The sequence below is a fragment of the Micromonospora polyrhachis genome, from assembly GCF_014203835.1.
Classification (GTDB): Bacteria; Actinomycetota; Actinomycetes; order Mycobacteriales; family Micromonosporaceae; genus Micromonospora_H; species Micromonospora_H polyrhachis.
Map to the genome: position 1 here is coordinate 2,175,036 of NZ_JACHJW010000001.1, position 15,388 is coordinate 2,190,423.

General features: G+C 69.6%; 10 protein-coding genes. 3 read left to right on the forward strand and 7 right to left on the reverse strand.

Annotation, left to right across the window (positions count from 1 at the left end; genetic code table 11):
- Nucleotides 1–84 precede the first annotated feature (84 nt).
- A complete protein-coding gene (gene ppc, locus FHR38_RS09005; protein WP_184534247.1) occupies nucleotides 85–2,871 on the forward strand; it encodes a phosphoenolpyruvate carboxylase in 2,787 nt (928 codons plus the stop codon).
- Between the two features lie 107 nt (nucleotides 2,872–2,978).
- Here ppc and FHR38_RS09010 read toward each other — a convergent pair whose 3' ends face one another.
- From FHR38_RS09010 to FHR38_RS09025, 4 genes are all read right to left on the reverse strand, one after another.
- On the reverse strand, nucleotides 2,979–3,689 hold the full coding sequence (locus FHR38_RS09010) for an ABC transporter permease (RefSeq protein WP_184534248.1): 711 nt from the start codon (nucleotides 3,687–3,689) through the stop codon (nucleotides 2,979–2,981).
- Nucleotides 3,690–3,803: 114 nt separating this feature from the next.
- The gene (locus FHR38_RS09015; protein ID WP_184534249.1) at nucleotides 3,804–4,715 is read right to left on the reverse strand and encodes an ABC transporter ATP-binding protein; all 912 of its coding nucleotides are present in this window, start codon (nucleotides 4,713–4,715) and stop codon (nucleotides 3,804–3,806) included.
- Nucleotides 4,712–5,599: an ABC transporter permease gene (locus tag FHR38_RS09020; protein WP_376771393.1), complete on the reverse strand. Its 888-nt coding sequence runs from the start codon at nucleotides 5,597–5,599 to the stop codon at nucleotides 4,712–4,714. The genes FHR38_RS09015 and FHR38_RS09020 overlap by 4 nt, the downstream gene beginning before the upstream one ends.
- Nucleotides 5,586–6,506 (reverse strand): ABC transporter ATP-binding protein, encoded by a 921-nt coding sequence (locus FHR38_RS09025; RefSeq protein WP_184534251.1) that lies wholly within the window; start codon nucleotides 6,504–6,506, stop codon nucleotides 5,586–5,588. The genes FHR38_RS09020 and FHR38_RS09025 overlap by 14 nt, the downstream gene beginning before the upstream one ends.
- A gap of 329 nt (nucleotides 6,507–6,835) precedes the next feature.
- Between FHR38_RS09025 and cysC the strand changes: the two genes are divergently transcribed.
- Nucleotides 6,836–8,365, forward strand: coding sequence for an adenylyl-sulfate kinase (gene cysC / locus FHR38_RS09030; RefSeq protein WP_184534252.1), 1,530 nt, complete (start codon nucleotides 6,836–6,838; stop codon nucleotides 8,363–8,365).
- 450 nt (nucleotides 8,366–8,815) lie between these two features.
- Here the strand turns inward: cysC and FHR38_RS09035 are convergent, their stop codons facing one another.
- Nucleotides 8,816–10,033 carry an NADP-dependent isocitrate dehydrogenase gene (locus FHR38_RS09035; protein ID WP_184534253.1) on the reverse strand — a complete coding sequence of 406 codons (1,218 nt, stop codon included), beginning with the start codon at nucleotides 10,031–10,033 and terminating at the stop codon, nucleotides 8,816–8,818.
- A 175-nt stretch (nucleotides 10,034–10,208) separates the two neighbouring features.
- Here FHR38_RS09035 and FHR38_RS09040 point away from each other — a divergent pair, with 175 nt between their 5' ends.
- Nucleotides 10,209–13,460, forward strand: a complete 3,252-nt coding sequence (locus FHR38_RS09040; RefSeq protein ID WP_184534254.1) for a S8 family peptidase — start codon at nucleotides 10,209–10,211, stop codon at nucleotides 13,458–13,460.
- Nucleotides 13,461–13,531: 71 nt separating this feature from the next.
- Here FHR38_RS09040 and FHR38_RS09045 read toward each other — a convergent pair whose 3' ends face one another.
- Nucleotides 13,532–14,713 (reverse strand): sensor histidine kinase, encoded by a 1,182-nt coding sequence (locus FHR38_RS09045; RefSeq protein ID WP_312882530.1) that lies wholly within the window; start codon nucleotides 14,711–14,713, stop codon nucleotides 13,532–13,534.
- Between the two features lie 11 nt (nucleotides 14,714–14,724).
- The gene (locus tag FHR38_RS09050) at nucleotides 14,725–15,381 is read right to left on the reverse strand and encodes a response regulator transcription factor (protein ID WP_184534256.1); all 657 of its coding nucleotides are present in this window, start codon (nucleotides 15,379–15,381) and stop codon (nucleotides 14,725–14,727) included.
- Between the last annotated feature and the right edge of the window lie 7 nt (nucleotides 15,382–15,388).

Genomic DNA, 15,388 nt, shown 5'->3' on the forward strand with positions numbered 1-15,388 from the left:
CCTTCCTAACACCCGGGCCCACGCGGATACGATCCAGCCAGTCGGACAGCGCTGTCCTTCGCACTTTTGGGTAAGGAGCGCATGGTGACCGACCTGCATGATCCCAATGGACCCGACGCCGCTCTCCGGGCCGACATCCGCCGGCTCGGCACCCTGCTCGGGCAGACCCTCGCCCGCCAGGAGGGGCCCCCGCTGCTCGACCTCGTCGAGGAGATCCGGGCCCTGGTCCGTTCCGACGCCGAAGCCGCCGCCACCCGGCTCGCCGGGATGGACGTCACCACGGGCACCAAACTGGCACGGGCCTTCTCCACCTACTTCCACCTGGCCAACATCACCGAGCAGGTCCACCGGTCCCGTGACCTGCGCCGGCAGCGCGCCGCCCAGGGCGGCTGGCTGGACCAGGCGGCTCGGCTGATCGCCGAGCGTGGCGTACCGCCCGAGGAGATCGCGGCAGCGGCCCGACGGCTGGCCGTACGGCCGGTCTTCACCGCCCACCCCACCGAGGCGGCCCGCCGCTCGATCCTGTCGAAGCTGCGTGCGGTCGCCGACGAACTGGACGCCGAGACGGCCAACGCGGTGCTCTACGGGGCCAGCGACGAGGGGCCCACCAACCGGCGGCTGGCCGAACTGCTCGACCTGCTGTGGCAGACCGACGAACTGCGGTTGGACCGGCCCGACCCGACCGACGAGGCGCGCAACGCGATCTTCTACCTGCGCGACCTGTACGCCGCCGCCGCCCCGCAGGTGCTCGACGATCTCGCCGACACGCTGCGTCGGCTGGGGGTGGAGACCTCCCCCACCGCCCGCCCGTTGACCTTCGGCACCTGGATCGGCGGCGACCGGGACGGCAACCCGTTCGTCACCCCGCTGGTAACCCGGGACGTCCTGCTCATCCAGTACGAGCACGGCATCCAGGCGACCGAGGCGGCGTTGGAGGGACTGATCACCGAGATCTCGGTCTCCCGACGGCTGCGCTCGGTGTCGCTGGATCTCTCGGCCAGCCTCGCCACCGACCTGGACGCGCTGCCCGAGGTGGCGCCCCGGTTCCGACGGGTCAACGCCGAGGAGCCGTACCGGCTCAAGGCCCGGTGCATCAAGGCGAAGCTGGCCAACACCCGGCTCCGGCTGAGCCGGGGCACTCCGCACGTGCCGGGGCGGGACTACCGGGGGTCGGCTGAGCTGATCGCCGACCTGGAGCTGATGCGCGCCTCGCTGGCCCGCAACTCCGGCCAGCTCACCGCCGTCGGCCGGCTCGCCACCGCCATCCGTACGGTTTCCGCCTTCGGCCTGCACCTGGCGACGATGGACGTACGCGAGCACGCCGAGGCGCACCACGCGGTGCTGGCCCAGCTCTACGGGCAGGTCGGCGAGGTGACCGACTACAGCACGCTGCCCCGGGGCGAGCGCACGAAGCTGCTCGCCGAGGAGCTGGCCGGCCGCCGTCCGCTTTCTACAGTGGACACGCCGTTGACCGAGGCGGCCCGTAAGACGTTCAACGTCTTCGGCACGATCCGCGAGGCGCAGGACCGGTTCGGCAGCGAGGTGATCGAGTCGTACATCATCTCGATGACGATGGGGGCCGACGACGTACTGGCCGCCGTGGTGCTGGGCCGGGAGGCGGGCCTGGTGGACGTACACAGCGGGCGGGCGCGGATCGGCTTCGTACCACTGCTGGAGACCCCGGCCGAGCTGAACGCCGGCGGTGAACTCCTCGACGAACTGCTCTCCCTCCCGGCGTACCGGTCGATCGTCGCCGCCCGGGGGCACGTGCAGGAGGTGATGCTCGGCTACTCCGACTCCAACAAGGAGGCCGGGATCACCACGAGCCAGTGGTCCATCCACAAGGCGCAGCGCGCGCTGCGCGACGTGGCGGCCCGGCACGGCGTACGGCTGCGGTTGTTCCACGGTCGCGGCGGTACGGTCGGTCGGGGCGGTGGGCCCACGCACGAGGCGATCCTGGCCCAGCCGTACGGCACGCTGGACGGCGCGATCAAGGTGACCGAGCAGGGTGAAGTCATCTCCGACAAGTACACCCTGCCGTCGCTGGCCCGGGAGAACCTGGAGCTGACCCTGGCCGCGGTGTTGCAGAGCGCCCTGCTGCACACCACTCCCCGGCAACCGGCCGAGATGCTGGAACGCTGGAACGAGACCATGGAGTTGGTCTCCGACTCGGCCTTCCGGCAGTACCGGTCGCTGGTCGAGGATCCGGACCTGCCGGCGTACTTCTGGGCGTCCACGCCGACCGAGTTGTTGGGCGCGCTCAACATCGGCTCCCGGCCGGCGAAGCGTCCCAACACCGGGGCCGGGCTCGGTGGCCTGCGCGCCATCCCGTGGGTGTTCGGCTGGACCCAGACCCGGCAGATCGTGCCCGGCTGGTTCGGGGTGGGCTCGGGGTTGGCCGCCGCCCGCGAGGCCGGACTGTCGGACGTACTGGCCGAGATGCACCGCAACTGGCATTTCTTCGGCACGTTCCTGTCGAACGTCGAGATGATGCTGACCAAGACCGACCTGAACATCGCCCGGCGCTACGTGGAGACACTGGTACCGGAGCCGCTGCACCCGATCTTCCACAAGATCGAGGAGGAGTACGAGCGGACGAAGAGCGAGGTACTCGCCGTCACCGCCTCCCCCGCACTGCTGGAGAACTCGCCGGTGTTGCAGCGGACCCTCGCCGTCCGGGACACCTATCTCGAACCGTTGCACCACCTACAGGTGGCGCTGCTGCGGCAGTACCGGGACTCGGGGGCGGCCGGGCGGGCGGTCGCCACCGCCCCCGGGGGTCGGCGCGCTCCGAGCGACGGTACGGCGCTGGAGCGGGCCCTGTTGACCACGGTCAACGGCATCGCCGCCGGCATGCGCAACACCGGCTGAGCCGTATTCGGCACGTGCGGCGCACCGGCTCAGCCCAACGCTCCGGGTGTCAGAAAGGGCCCCTTCCAAGGCGGGAAGCGACAGGAAGGGGCCCTCCCAACAGCAAATCAGCTCGTCTCGCCCGCCACGCTGAACGAACGCAGCCGGTGGATGGCCAGCACCGTGAAGCCGACCGAGAACACCACGGCCATCACGATCGCGATCGGCGTCGAGACGGTGGTGCTGAGCAGTTCGGTCGGGGCGATCCGGTCGGCCAGCGCCACCACGTACTGCTGGATGGAGAGCACCCGGGTGCCGCTGACCAGGTTGCTCAGCAGCCCCTCCCAGATCAGCACGTAGACCAGGCCGAGCAGCACCGGCCGCCGGGTGACCAGGCTGAGCGCCAGGAACACCGCCGAGTACGCCAACGCGCCGACCGTACCCGCCACCGCCAGTCCCAGCCCGAGGCGTACCGACTCGGCGAGCACCCCGGCGACGTAGAGCGGGACGGCGGTGGTCAACGCGGTGACCCCGGTCGCCACGAGCAACTTCGGCAGCACGATCTGCCAGCGGGGCAACGGCTTGGTCAGGATGTGCACGATCGTGCCGTCGTCGATCTCGGAGCCGAGCACGCCGGTGCCGACGACCAACGCGACGACCGGCAGCACCACGGCCAGCCCCAGGCCCAGCAGCACAGGTGGCCCCCACTCGCCGGGGTCGACGCCGAAGGATCGGGCCGTCACGGCGAGGACGATCAGCAGGGCGGGCAGGGGTAGCAGCATCAGGAACCGACGGCGGCCGAAGAGCCCACGTGCGGTGATCCACGAAACCGTCGACATGATTACTCCTTCGTTTGCGACTGTGGGGCTCGCAAAACCAGCTCTTCTCGCATTCCGGCTCGGTCGCGTCCCACGCGAACCGCCCCGGAACGCTCGCTCCTCGCGCGCACGGCCTCAGGCCTCCACCAGGTAGGAGAACACGCTCTCCAGGGACTCGTCCGAGGGCAGCAGCCGACGCACCCGGATGCCGGACGCCAGCGCAATCTTGGGCAGGGCACGGGTGAAGCTGCCGTAGTCACCGGCCCGTACGGTCAGGCCGGTCCGGTCGATCTCGACCCCGGTCACCGACGGCTCACCGATCAGGGCGACCGCCAACCGCCGGTCGTCGGTGGACTGCACCGCGAAGACGTGCGGCCGGTTGGTCATCAGCCGTCGGATCGTCCGGAAGTCGCCCGACGCGGCCAGCCGGCCCGCCACGATCACCTGTACGGTGCCGGAGACCTGCTCGACCTCCTCCAGGATGTGCGAGCTGAACAGGATCGTCCGGCCCTCGCCGCCGAGCCGGTGCAGCAGGTCCATCATGTGTAGCCGCTGGCGGGGGTCCATGCCGTTGAACGGCTCGTCGAGCAACAGCACCGCCGGGTCGTGCACCAGTGCTGCCGCGACCCGGGTGCGTTGCCGCATGCCCTTGGAGTAGGTGCCGATCTGACGGTCCTGGGCGGCGGTCATCTCGACCAGCTCGATGGCCCGTCGTGCCGCCGCCGCCGGGTCGGGCAGCTTGTGCAGCTTCGCGCTGGCCAGGACGAACTCGTACGCGGTGAGGAAGGTGTGCACCGCCTCCCGCTCGCTGACCAGACCGAGCTGACGGTAGACGGCGGGGTTGCGCCAGGTCGGGGTGCCGTCGACGGTGACGGTGCCCCGGGACGGGGCGAGGAAGCCGGCCATCATGTGCAGCAGGGTGGTCTTCCCAGCACCGTTGGGGCCGAGTAGGCCGGTCACCCCGGTGCCGAGGCTCATGGTCACGTCGTTGACGGCAACCACGTTGCCGTACCAGCGGGAGACCGCGGTCAACTCCACATTGGTCATTTCGCGGCGACCTTCCGGTAACGGGCGAGCAGCAGGGTGACGCAGCCGGCGACCAGCAGGACCAAGGCCGCGAGGTAGACCGGCCCGGTGTCACCGATCCCCATGGCCGCACCGGCCTCGGGGAACAGCCAGCTGCCGACCGACTGCACCAGGGTGGACGGGGAGGCCAGGAAGGCCAGCTCGTTGACGATCCGCGACGGCATGACCGACAGCACGCCGACGATCGGGGTGGTCATCAGGAAGACCGCGACGATCCCACCGGCGGCGAACGCCCGCTTACCGGTCAGCGACGCCACCAGCAGGCTGATCGAGGCGAACAGCACCGCCCACATGCCGGCGTAGAGCAGACCGGGTACGAGGTCGGTGAACTCGTCCCACACGCCGCGCATACCGGTCTTGGTGGTGAACGCGCCCCCGGCGAACATCAACAGTTGCGGGCCACCGAGCAGCAGCCAGACCGCCGAGGCCAGCGCGGCGAGCTTGGCCAGCGCGTAGTCGGAGCGGCGCAGCGGCCGGGAGAAGTAGAGCGGAAGAACGCCGCTGTGCAGGTCCCGGGAGACAAGCTCCGGGGCGAGCACCGCGACGAAGAAGATGAGCAACCAGCTCATCGAGCCGGCGAAGGCGGTGTAGGTCAGGATCACCTCACCGAACTGGGCGCGGACGGCGGTGAGTACCGCCGCCACCACCGTCATGATGCTGACGATCATCCACGGGAAGATCTTGGCCTTGGCGCTGCGGCCGAGGCCGAACGAGGTACGCAGACCGTGCAGGTAGAGGGAGCCGACGACGTGACGGCGACCGAGCCGGGGCCCGCTGTACCGCTGGTAGCCGATGTCGTGGATCACCCCGCCCGGCGCGGCGGGTCGGGTCTCAAGCGTGGACACTGGCAACCTCCCGGGTGGCGAAGAGCTCGGCCACGCGGTGCCGCCGCTGGTCGAGGCGGTGTAGCGGCAGATCCAACTCGGCCACCGCGGTCAGGATCAGGTCGTACGTCCCGTCGGAGGCCAACGGTACGAGCAGCAGCCGGCCCTCCCGCCGTACCGGAAGGTCGAGGGCGACCAGCCGCGCGGCGAGTTCGTCGGTGCCCTCGCTGACCTCGACGGCGAGTACGTCGGTCGCCTCGGTCATCGCCGAGATGTGGTCGGAGCGCAGTAGCCGGCCGCCGTCGATCGCGACCAGCGAGTCGCAGATCCGCTCGACCTCACCGAGCAGGTGCGAGCAGACCAGGACAGAGATACCGAACTCGGTGCCGATGCGGTGGATCAGGGCAAGCATGGCGTCCCGGCCAGCCGGGTCGAGACCGTTGGTCGGCTCGTCCAGGAGCAGCAGGTCAGGATCGTGCACCAGCGCCTGGGCGAGCTTGACCCGCTGCTTCATGCCGGTGGAGTAGCCGCCGATCTGCCGGTAGCGCTCCTCGTAGAGCCCGACGTGGCGCAGCGCCTCGGAGGCCCGTTCCCGGGCGATGGTGCGGGGCAGACCGCTGACCCGGCCGAGGTGGGTGACGAACTCGGCGGCCGACAGGTCGGGCGGCAGGCAGTCGTGTTCCGGCATGTAGCCGACCCGGGCGCGGACCGCCGCCGCGTCGGTGGTCGGATCGAGGTCGAGCACCCGCACCTGGCCGCTGGTCGGCGCGAGCAGACCGAGCATGATCTTGATAAACGTCGACTTGCCCGCGCCGTTGGCGCCGACCAGCCCGACGATGCCCGGCTCGACGGCGACCGTCAGGTCGGCCAGCGCGGTCACCCGCCCGCCGTACGTCTTGGTGAGCGACTGGGTCGCGATCAGTGTCACCGGCTCAGCCTAGGGACCGGGCGCTCGTCGCGGTGACCATCCCGTCCCTGGTCGCCCCCTGATCCTTTCCTGTCCTCCCCCATTAGGGGGAACAGCCGGCTCGCCGCTGACCCGGCCGCCGCCACACTCGAAGGATGCCCGACAACTGACCCTGCCGCCGCCACACTCGAAGGGTGCCCGACAGCCGGCCGGGAGAGCGGTCCACGGCCGGACGGGACGGGTCGTCCGGGGAGCTGACGGCGGTTGACGGACAGTCGGGTGGAGTGGCGCTCTCGACCGATTGGCGGTCGGCTGCGAAACTGTGTGCCGATCGGTTGTCTGGGGGTGCGATGAGCAACGGATGGGTGCTGCCCGACGAGGTGCTGCGGGACGCGCCGGCGTACACGCCGCGTCCCCACGAACTGGCCGATCTTGAGTTACTGCTCAGTGGGGCCTACGAACCGCTGACCGGCTTCCTCGGGCGAGCGGACCTGACCTCGGTGGCCCGACGTGGACGGTTGGCCGACGGCACGGCGTGGCCGGTACCGGTGACCCTGCACGTGCCCTCGGGGCTGGTCGAGGGGCTGGACCTCGGTGACCCGCTGCGGCGGGCCCTGGTCCTCACCGACGCCGAGGGCGCCCCGGTCGCGCTACTGGAGGTGGCCGACACCTGGCCAGCCCGGGACGGCACGGCCGGGGTCGGCGGCGCGGTACGCCGGATCGGCGACGGCGGGCACGGCCCGTTCCAGCGATTGCGGCGTACTCCTGCCGAGGTCCGGTCGTTGTTGCCTCCCGGCCGGGTGCTCGGGGTCATCGCCGACCGGCCGTTGCACCGCCCGCAGCTGGCCCAGATCGCGCACGCGGCTCGGACCCTCAACGCCCATCTCCTCGTCCTGATCCCGGTGACGGAGGGGGGCAGCGAAGGGCTGCCGCCCGAGGTGCTGGTACGGAGCGTGTTCGGTGCTCGGGACCGGATGCCACCGGCCACCCTGGTCGCCGTACCGATGGCCCGGCGGGGGAACGAGATCACCGACGCCCTGCTGCGGGCCCGGGTCGCCGCCGCGTACGGGGTGAGCCACCTGCTCTCCACCGTCGACACGCTCTCCGGCGGTGGGCTGCGGGTGCTGGTGCCCCGCGAACTGGCCTACGACAACCGGGACGGGCAGTGGCGGTGGCGGGAGGACATCCCGCCGCGCAACCGGCGCCTGGCGCTGAGCAACGAGGAGATCGAGGACCTACTCGACCGGGGCTTCCCGTTGCCCGAGTGGCACACCCCGCCCGCGGTGGCCAAGGAACTCTCCCGGGCCCGGCCGCCACGTCGACAGCGCGGGCTGGTGGTGTTCTTCACCGGGCTGTCCGGATCGGGCAAGTCCACCATCGCCCGGGGCCTGGCCGACGCGTTACGGGAGAGCGGAGACCGGTCGGTCACGCTGCTCGACGGTGACGTGGTCCGCCGGGAACTCTCCGTCGGACTCGGCTTCAGCAAGGCCGACCGGGACCTCAACGTACGCCGGATCGGCTGGGTAGCGGCCGAGATAGCCCGGCACCGGGGGCTGGCGTTGTGCTGCCCGATCGCACCGTACGCGCAGGCCCGCTCGGCGGCACGGGCGATGGCTGTGTCAGCCGGCGCCGGTTTCCTGCTGATCCACGTCGCCACGCCGCTGGAGGTGTGCGAGCAGCGGGACCGCAAGGGCCTCTACGCCCGGGCCCGGGCCGGACAACTCGTCGGGATGACGGGCATCGACGATCCGTACGAGGTGCCGACCGACGCCGATTTGGTGCTGGACACCAGCGAACTGAGCATCGAGGAGGCGGTGCGGGCGGTGCTGCACCACCTGACCGAGACCGGTTGGGTGGAGTCCCGGCTGCAACCGGCCTGACCGGCCCCCGGAAGCCCGGCCGTAACGGGGCCCGGCCGTAACGGGGCCCGGCCGTAACGGGGCCCGGCCGTAACGGGGCCCGGCCGTAACGGGGCCCGGCCGTAACGGGGCCCGGCCGACATCCGACGGACCGCGGACGGGGGCGCGGGGGGCCCGGAGAGTGGGCCCCCCGCTGGGAAGGGACGGCCGGCTGTGCGCGACAGCCGGGAAGACCGACCGATCGGCCGGCGCCCAATTTCGGGGCGGCTACGAATGACCGGCCTTCCTGGACGCGACTGGCATCACATCCAACCTGTTCAACGGCCTGAGGCAGCCGAAAGTGACGGGCGATTGGATGATGGACGATTACCGTCGGTCACGATTGGTGCCTGTCGGAGCCGGCATGGCGAACGGCCCGCCGGCGCATGGCCGGCGGGCCGAACGAGTGCGAGACCGGGTCTCGCGGGTGGATCAGGCGGCGAGCTTCTTCGCCAGGTTCGCGTCCAGCGCGGCCATGAACTCGTCGGTGGAGAGCCACGGCGCGTCCCGGGAGATGAGCAGCGCCAGGTCCTTGGTCATCTGCCCGCCCTCGACAGTGTCGATGATGACCTGCTCCAGGGTGTTGGCGAACTCGGTCACCGCCGGGGTGCCGTCCAGCTTGCCCCGGTGGGCCAGGCCCCGGGTCCAGGCGTAGATCGAGGCGATCGGGTTGGTCGAGGTCTTCTCGCCCTTCTGCCACTGCCGGTAGTGCCGGGTAACGGTGCCGTGCGCCGCCTCGGCCTCGACGGTACGGCCGTCCGGGGTCATCAGCACCGAGGTCATCAGGCCGAGCGAGCCGAAGCCCTGCGCGACGGTGTCGGACTGCACGTCACCGTCGTAGTTCTTGCAGGCCCAGACGAAGCCGCCCTCCCACTTGAGCGCGGCGGCCACCATGTCGTCGATGAGCCGGTGCTCGTAGGTGATGCCGGCGGCCTCGAACTCGGCCTTGAACTCGGTCTCGAAGACCTCGGCGAAGATGTCCTTGAACCGGCCGTCGTACGCCTTGAGGATGGTGTTCTTGGTCGACAGGTAGACCGGGTAGCCCCGGTCCAGCCCGTAGCGCAGCGAGGCGCGGGCAAAGTCGCGGATCGACTCGTCGAAGTTGTACATGCCCATCGTGACGCCGCCACCGGGGAAGTTGGCGACCTGCATCTCGACCGGGGCGCTGCCGTCGGCCGGGGTGTAGGTGAGGGTCACGGTGCCCGGACCGGGGACGACGAAGTCGGTCGCCTTGTACTGGTCGCCGTGCGCGTGCCGGCCGATGATGATCGGCTTGGTCCAGCCGGGCACCAGGCGCGGCACGTTGGACATGATGATCGGCTCGCGGAAGACCACACCGCCGAGAATGTTACGGATGGTGCCGTTGGGCGAACGCCACATCTTCTTGAGGCCGAACTCCTCGACGCGGGCCTCGTCCGGGGTGATGGTGGCGCACTTGACGCCGACGCCGTGCTGCTTGATGGCGTTGGCGGCATCGACGGTCACCTGGTCGTCGGTGGCGTCGCGGTGCTGGATCGACAGGTCGTAGTAGTGCAGGTCGACGTCGAGGTAGGGCAGGATCAGCTGCTCTCGGATCTGCTTCCAGATGATCCGGGTCATCTCGTCGCCGTCGAGTTCTACGACCGGGTTGGTTACCTTGATCTTCGCCATCGGCCGGCGCTCCTCTCGCAAGACAGGTCAAGCAGTACGAGCGTACTGCAGAGGTGATGGCCACTGACATCCGGTCGGATGGCTCCGCCAATTAGCGCTTTCGATGACGCCCAGGAAACCTCCGACGGACTAAATCTGTTCGAGCTCACCATCCAACTCTCAGGGAAGGTGTTACGTGGGCTCGATAAGATCGATAAAGCTTGGCGCAACCGCCACCGCGACTGCGCTGGCGACCGCGCTGGCGGGGCTGGGGCTGGGGCTGGGAATCTCCCCGATGCCCGCCACCGGGTCCGCCGGTAGTCCATTGGCCGGAGAAGCTCCGGGCGACAAGGTGGTGACCCTGCTCACCGGTGACCGCGTCTACGTCGGCGACCGTGGGGTCTCCCGCATCGTCCCGGGCAAGGGACGCGAGAAGGTGAGGTTCTCCACCAGACGCAGTGGCGACCAGCTCTACGTCGTACCGCTCGATGCCGTCGCCGAGGTTGCGTCCGGCAAGTTGGATCCCCGGCTGTTCGACGTCGCGGGGCTGGTCGACCAGGGATACGGCGACGACAAGCGCGGCGACCTGCCGCTGATCGTGCAGGGTGTGGTCTCCGGCACCATGGCGACCAAGAAGCTGGGTGCAGTCGCTGGCCAGGCACTGCGGGTCCGCAAGGACGACCCCACCTTCTGGCGTACGGCGTTGGGCAACGGCGCGAAGCGGATCTGGCTGGACGGCATGATGAAGCTGTCCCAGGACCGCAGCGTCCCGCAGATCGGCGCCCCGGTGGCCTGGAAGGCGGGGTACACCGGCAAGGGCGTCACCATCGGGGTGCTCGACAGCGGCGTGGACATCACCCATCCCGATCTCGCGGGCAAGGTCGCCGAGGTCAAGGACTTCACCGGCGAAGGTGAGAAGGACCTGGTCGGGCACGGCACCCACGTCTCGGCCACGATCGCCTCAGGAGACCAGAAGTATCGCGGAGTCGCACCGGACGCGTCCCTGGTGGTCGGCAAGGTCTGCGACCAACGCGGCGGCTGTCAGGAATCGGCGATCCTCGCGGCGATGGAGTGGATCGCGGCCGAGAAGCACGCGAAGGTCGTCAACATGAGCTTCGGTGGCCCCGACTTCGAGGGAGTCGACCTACAGGAGGCGGCGATCAACCGGCTCACCGCCCAGTACGGCACCCTGTTCGTCTCCGGTGCCGGCAACAACGGTGCCGGTGGTGCGCGAAGCCTGACCTCACCGGCGAGTGCCGATGCCGCGCTGGCCGTGGGTGCCGTGGATCGCGACGACAACCTCCCGCTATTCACCAGTCGCGGCCCACGGAGCGGCGACTACGCCCTCAAGCCGGACATCACCGCACCGGGTGTTGGGATCGTCGCGGCCTCGTCGAAAGATGGCCAGGTCGGTGAGCCGGGCGAGCCGCGAGCGGCAGGGTCCGGCACCTCGATGGCCGCTCCGCATGTGACCGGTGCCGCGGCGTTGCTCTTCCAACAGCACCCGGACTGGACGCCCGCACAGGTCAAGTCAGCGCTGATGGGGTCCGCCAAGCCCACCCCGGGCGCGAACGCGTTCGCACAGGGTGCCGGCCGGGTGGACCTGAGCCAGGCGATCAAGCAGCAGGTGCTCACCAGCCCGTCCAGTCTCAGCTTCGGGCTCACCAGTTGGCCGCACGCCGACGACAAGGTCGTCGACCGTGACCTGATCTATCAGAACACCAGCGACCAGGACATCACGCTGGCCCTGAAGGTGTCGGCGACGGGACCGGACAAGAAGCCCGCCGACGTGTTCCGCCTGTCGGCCCCGACGGTCACCGTTCCGGCCCACGGCAGCGCGGTTGTCCGTGTCTCCGCCGACACCAGTGGCGACGGGCCGGACGGGGAATACACCGGCCGGGTGAGCGCGACGTCGGGTGACACCGTCGTCGACACGCCCATCGGGGTGGTCCGTGAGGCGGAGAGTTACGACCTCACGATCAACATCATTGACCGGAGCGGCCAGCCCGCGAAGGACTTCGCGATCGGGCTGAGCGGCTATGTGGATGGCCCGATGAAGCAGGCCTGGGGATTAAGTGGGAGCGTCGTTCTCCGCGTCCCCAAGGGCGACTACGTCCTCGACGCCGCCATCAACACCGGCACGGACCCGAACCGCAACGATGTCGACTTCCTGGTACGGCCCTGGTTGGAGCTGCGCTCCGACCAGACCGTCACGCTCGATGCCCGGGTCACGAAGGCATCACCGGTGACGGTCGAACGGGCCGACGCGGAGCTGGCGGTGGGCACCCTGGGCTACAGTTCGCGGGCCGCCAACGGCGCGATCTCCCAAGCCTTCATCGACACCACCGACTTCACGAACACGCGGACCGGCCAGATCGGTCCGGACGGACCGAAGGACAAGTTCGTGTCCGCGCAGCGCGCCATCTTCGCGGTACGCGGGCAGGGCGAGCGAGAGTTCGCGAACTCGCCGTACGTCTACCACCTGGGCTGGTTCACCGCCGGCAAGATGTCCAACGGCGACCGAAAGGTCCGGGACGCGGACCTCGCCAAGGTCAAGACGACCCTGCTGCCCCAGGGCAAGGGCACCCAGGGTGAGAAGGGCGCGGGTCCGAACCCGGTTGACGCGCCCTGGGCCGGACTGGGATTCCCGATCTTCCCCGTCAGCCTGCCCGGCTCCCAGGAGGAGTTGTACAGCACCGAGGGCGTGGCCTGGTGGCAGGCGCTGGTGCAGGGCGCCCAGGAGGACATGGAGGCGGAGCAGTCCCGCCCCTGGCAGATCTACCAAGCCGGAACCAGGTACGACGAGACGTGGAACGGTGGCGCCGTGTTCGGTCCGTCGTTGCCCGGCCCGATAGAGCTGGGCTCCCACGCGGCGCAGTACGCGGACCGGCTGAGATTCCAGGTTCCGCTCTTCGGCACGGCGGCGGGGACAGCGGGTAACTCGCGAACTGACGAGACGCGGACGGCCATCTACCGGGACGGTCAGAAGGTCTGCGACACGGTCCGGCCGAGGTGCGTCGTCGAGGGACCACCGGTGGCCGGCAAGTACCAGGTCACGGCGTCGGCACGACGCAGCCTCTCGGACATGTCGACGAGGGTGACCGGGACGTGGACCTTCCAGCACGACGGGACGGAAGGACAACTCCCCATCCAGGTCATCCGGTTCTCGCCAAGGCTCGACCAGGCCAACACCGCGCCGGCTCATCATCTGTTCGGCGTGCCGGTGTCGGTGGGGCGGAACCCGAGTTCGCCCGCTGCCAAGGTCAAGTCGTTGACCGTCGAGGTCTCCTACGACGACGGCGAGACCTGGAAGAAGGCGCCGGTCGTCAACGGCGTGGCCTGGCTGATCCACCCGAAGCAGGGCTACGTGTCGCTACGTGGCACAGCCGTTGACAGCGAGGGTGACTCCGTGCAACAGACGATCATCCACGCGTACCGGTTGCGTTGACCGGTACCAGCAACAGCGAAACGGGGCACCTGTTCCGCCAGGTGCCCCGTTTCTCGGTAGGCGGCCGTGGGTCAGGTCGCCACCGGCAGGGTTACCGTGACGACCAGGCCGCCCCCGTTACGGGGCTCGGCGCGTACGTCCCCGCCGTGGGCCCGGGCCACCGCCTGGACGATGGACAACCCCAGGCCCGCGCCGGGCGTGGTGTAGACCCGGTCGACGAGCCGCCGGAACGGCTCGAAGAGCTTCGGGACCTCGTACGGGGGTACAACCGGACCCGTGTTGCTCACCTCCAGTACGACCGTGCCGTCGGGTCGGGTATCGCTGGTGATCCGCACCCAGCCGTCCTCGGTGACGTTGTGTCGTACCCCGTTCTCCACGAGGTTCTGGACAAGCCGTTCGAGCAGGACCGGGTTGCCGATGGTCGGTGCCTCGCCGGCTTCGGTACGTACGGTGACCCCGTCGCTCGGTATCCGCACCGCCACATGCTCCACGATGTCCGCGAGGTCCACATAGGAACGCTCGATGATCTCGCGTTCGGAGCGGGCCAGCAGAAGCAGTCCGTCGATCAGCCGCTCGTGGCGAGCGTTGACCTCGAGCAGGGTCTCGCCGAGCTGGCGGATCTCCGGTGACGCGGTCGTACGCTCCACCGCGATCTCCAACAGTGCCCGATTGACGGTGAGCGGGGTACGCAGCTCGTGCGAGGCGTTGGCGATGAAGCGGCGTTGGCCGTCGAACGAATGGTCGAGCCGTTCGAGCATGACGTCGAAGGTGTCGGCCAACTCCTTGATCTCGTCGTGCGGTCCGTCCAGCGCGATGCGTTCGTTCAGATTCCGGTCCGCCGCCGGGGCGTCGGCGATCCGCCGGGCGGTCTCGGTCACCCGGTGCAGCGGTTGGAGCATCCGGCCGGCAATCAGCCAGCCGAAGGCGACCGCGGCGGCACCGACCACGGCCAACGCGATCCCGCCCTGGGTGAGCATGGTCTCAAGCGCGTCATTCTGGGCCTCACGCATGATCGTCTGGCTCTGGACCGGTGCGTTGGCACTGGCGTTGGTGGGAGGCGGAACCGGCTGACCGGTGCGGTAAGCGGTCGTATCAGTGCTGGAAATGGTCGTGTCGGTGCTGAACGAAACCTCGGCGGTGCGTAGTTGTTGGGAAACGAGCACATAGGTCACGCCGAGCAGCAGCAAGCCGGCGATCAGGAACAGCCCGCCGTAGACGAGCGTCAGCCGGGCGCGGATGGTCGGCCGGGGGATTCCGAGGTTCTTCACGGAATCCGGTACCCCACTCCCGGCTCGGTCAGCACGGCCGGCGGGTCACCGAGTTTGCGCCGCAGCTTGAGGATCGCCATCCGTACCGCGTGGGTGAACGGGTCGGCGTGTTCGTCCCAGGCCTTCTCCAGCAGTTGTTCGGCGGAGACCGCGGCCCCCTCGGCCCGTAACAGCTCGGCGAGGACGGCGAACTCCTTCCGGGACAACGGCACGTACCGGCCATCCCGGTAGACCTCACGGCGATGCGGGTCGAGCCGGATTCCGGCGCGGTGCAGGACCGGCGGCGCGGCCGGTCGGGCACGCCGCCCCAGGGCCACCACCCGGGCGGCCAACTCCCGGAATGCGAAGGGCTTGGGCAGGTAATCGTCCGCGCCCAGGGCCAGCCCGGCGACCCGGTCGTCGATGTCGGCGGCGGCGGTCAACATCAGCACCCGGGTTGACGAGCCGGTCTCGACGATCTCCCGGCAGACCCGATCGCCGGGGACGACCGGCAGGTCACGGTCGAGCACCACCACGTCGTAGTCGTTGACCCCGATCCGCTCCAGGGCGGAGCCACCATCGTGCACCACGTCGACCGCGTGCGCGTCACCCCGCAGCCACCGAGCCACCGCGTCGGCGAGCAACGGCTCGTCCTCGACCACCAGTATTCGCATTCCCCCA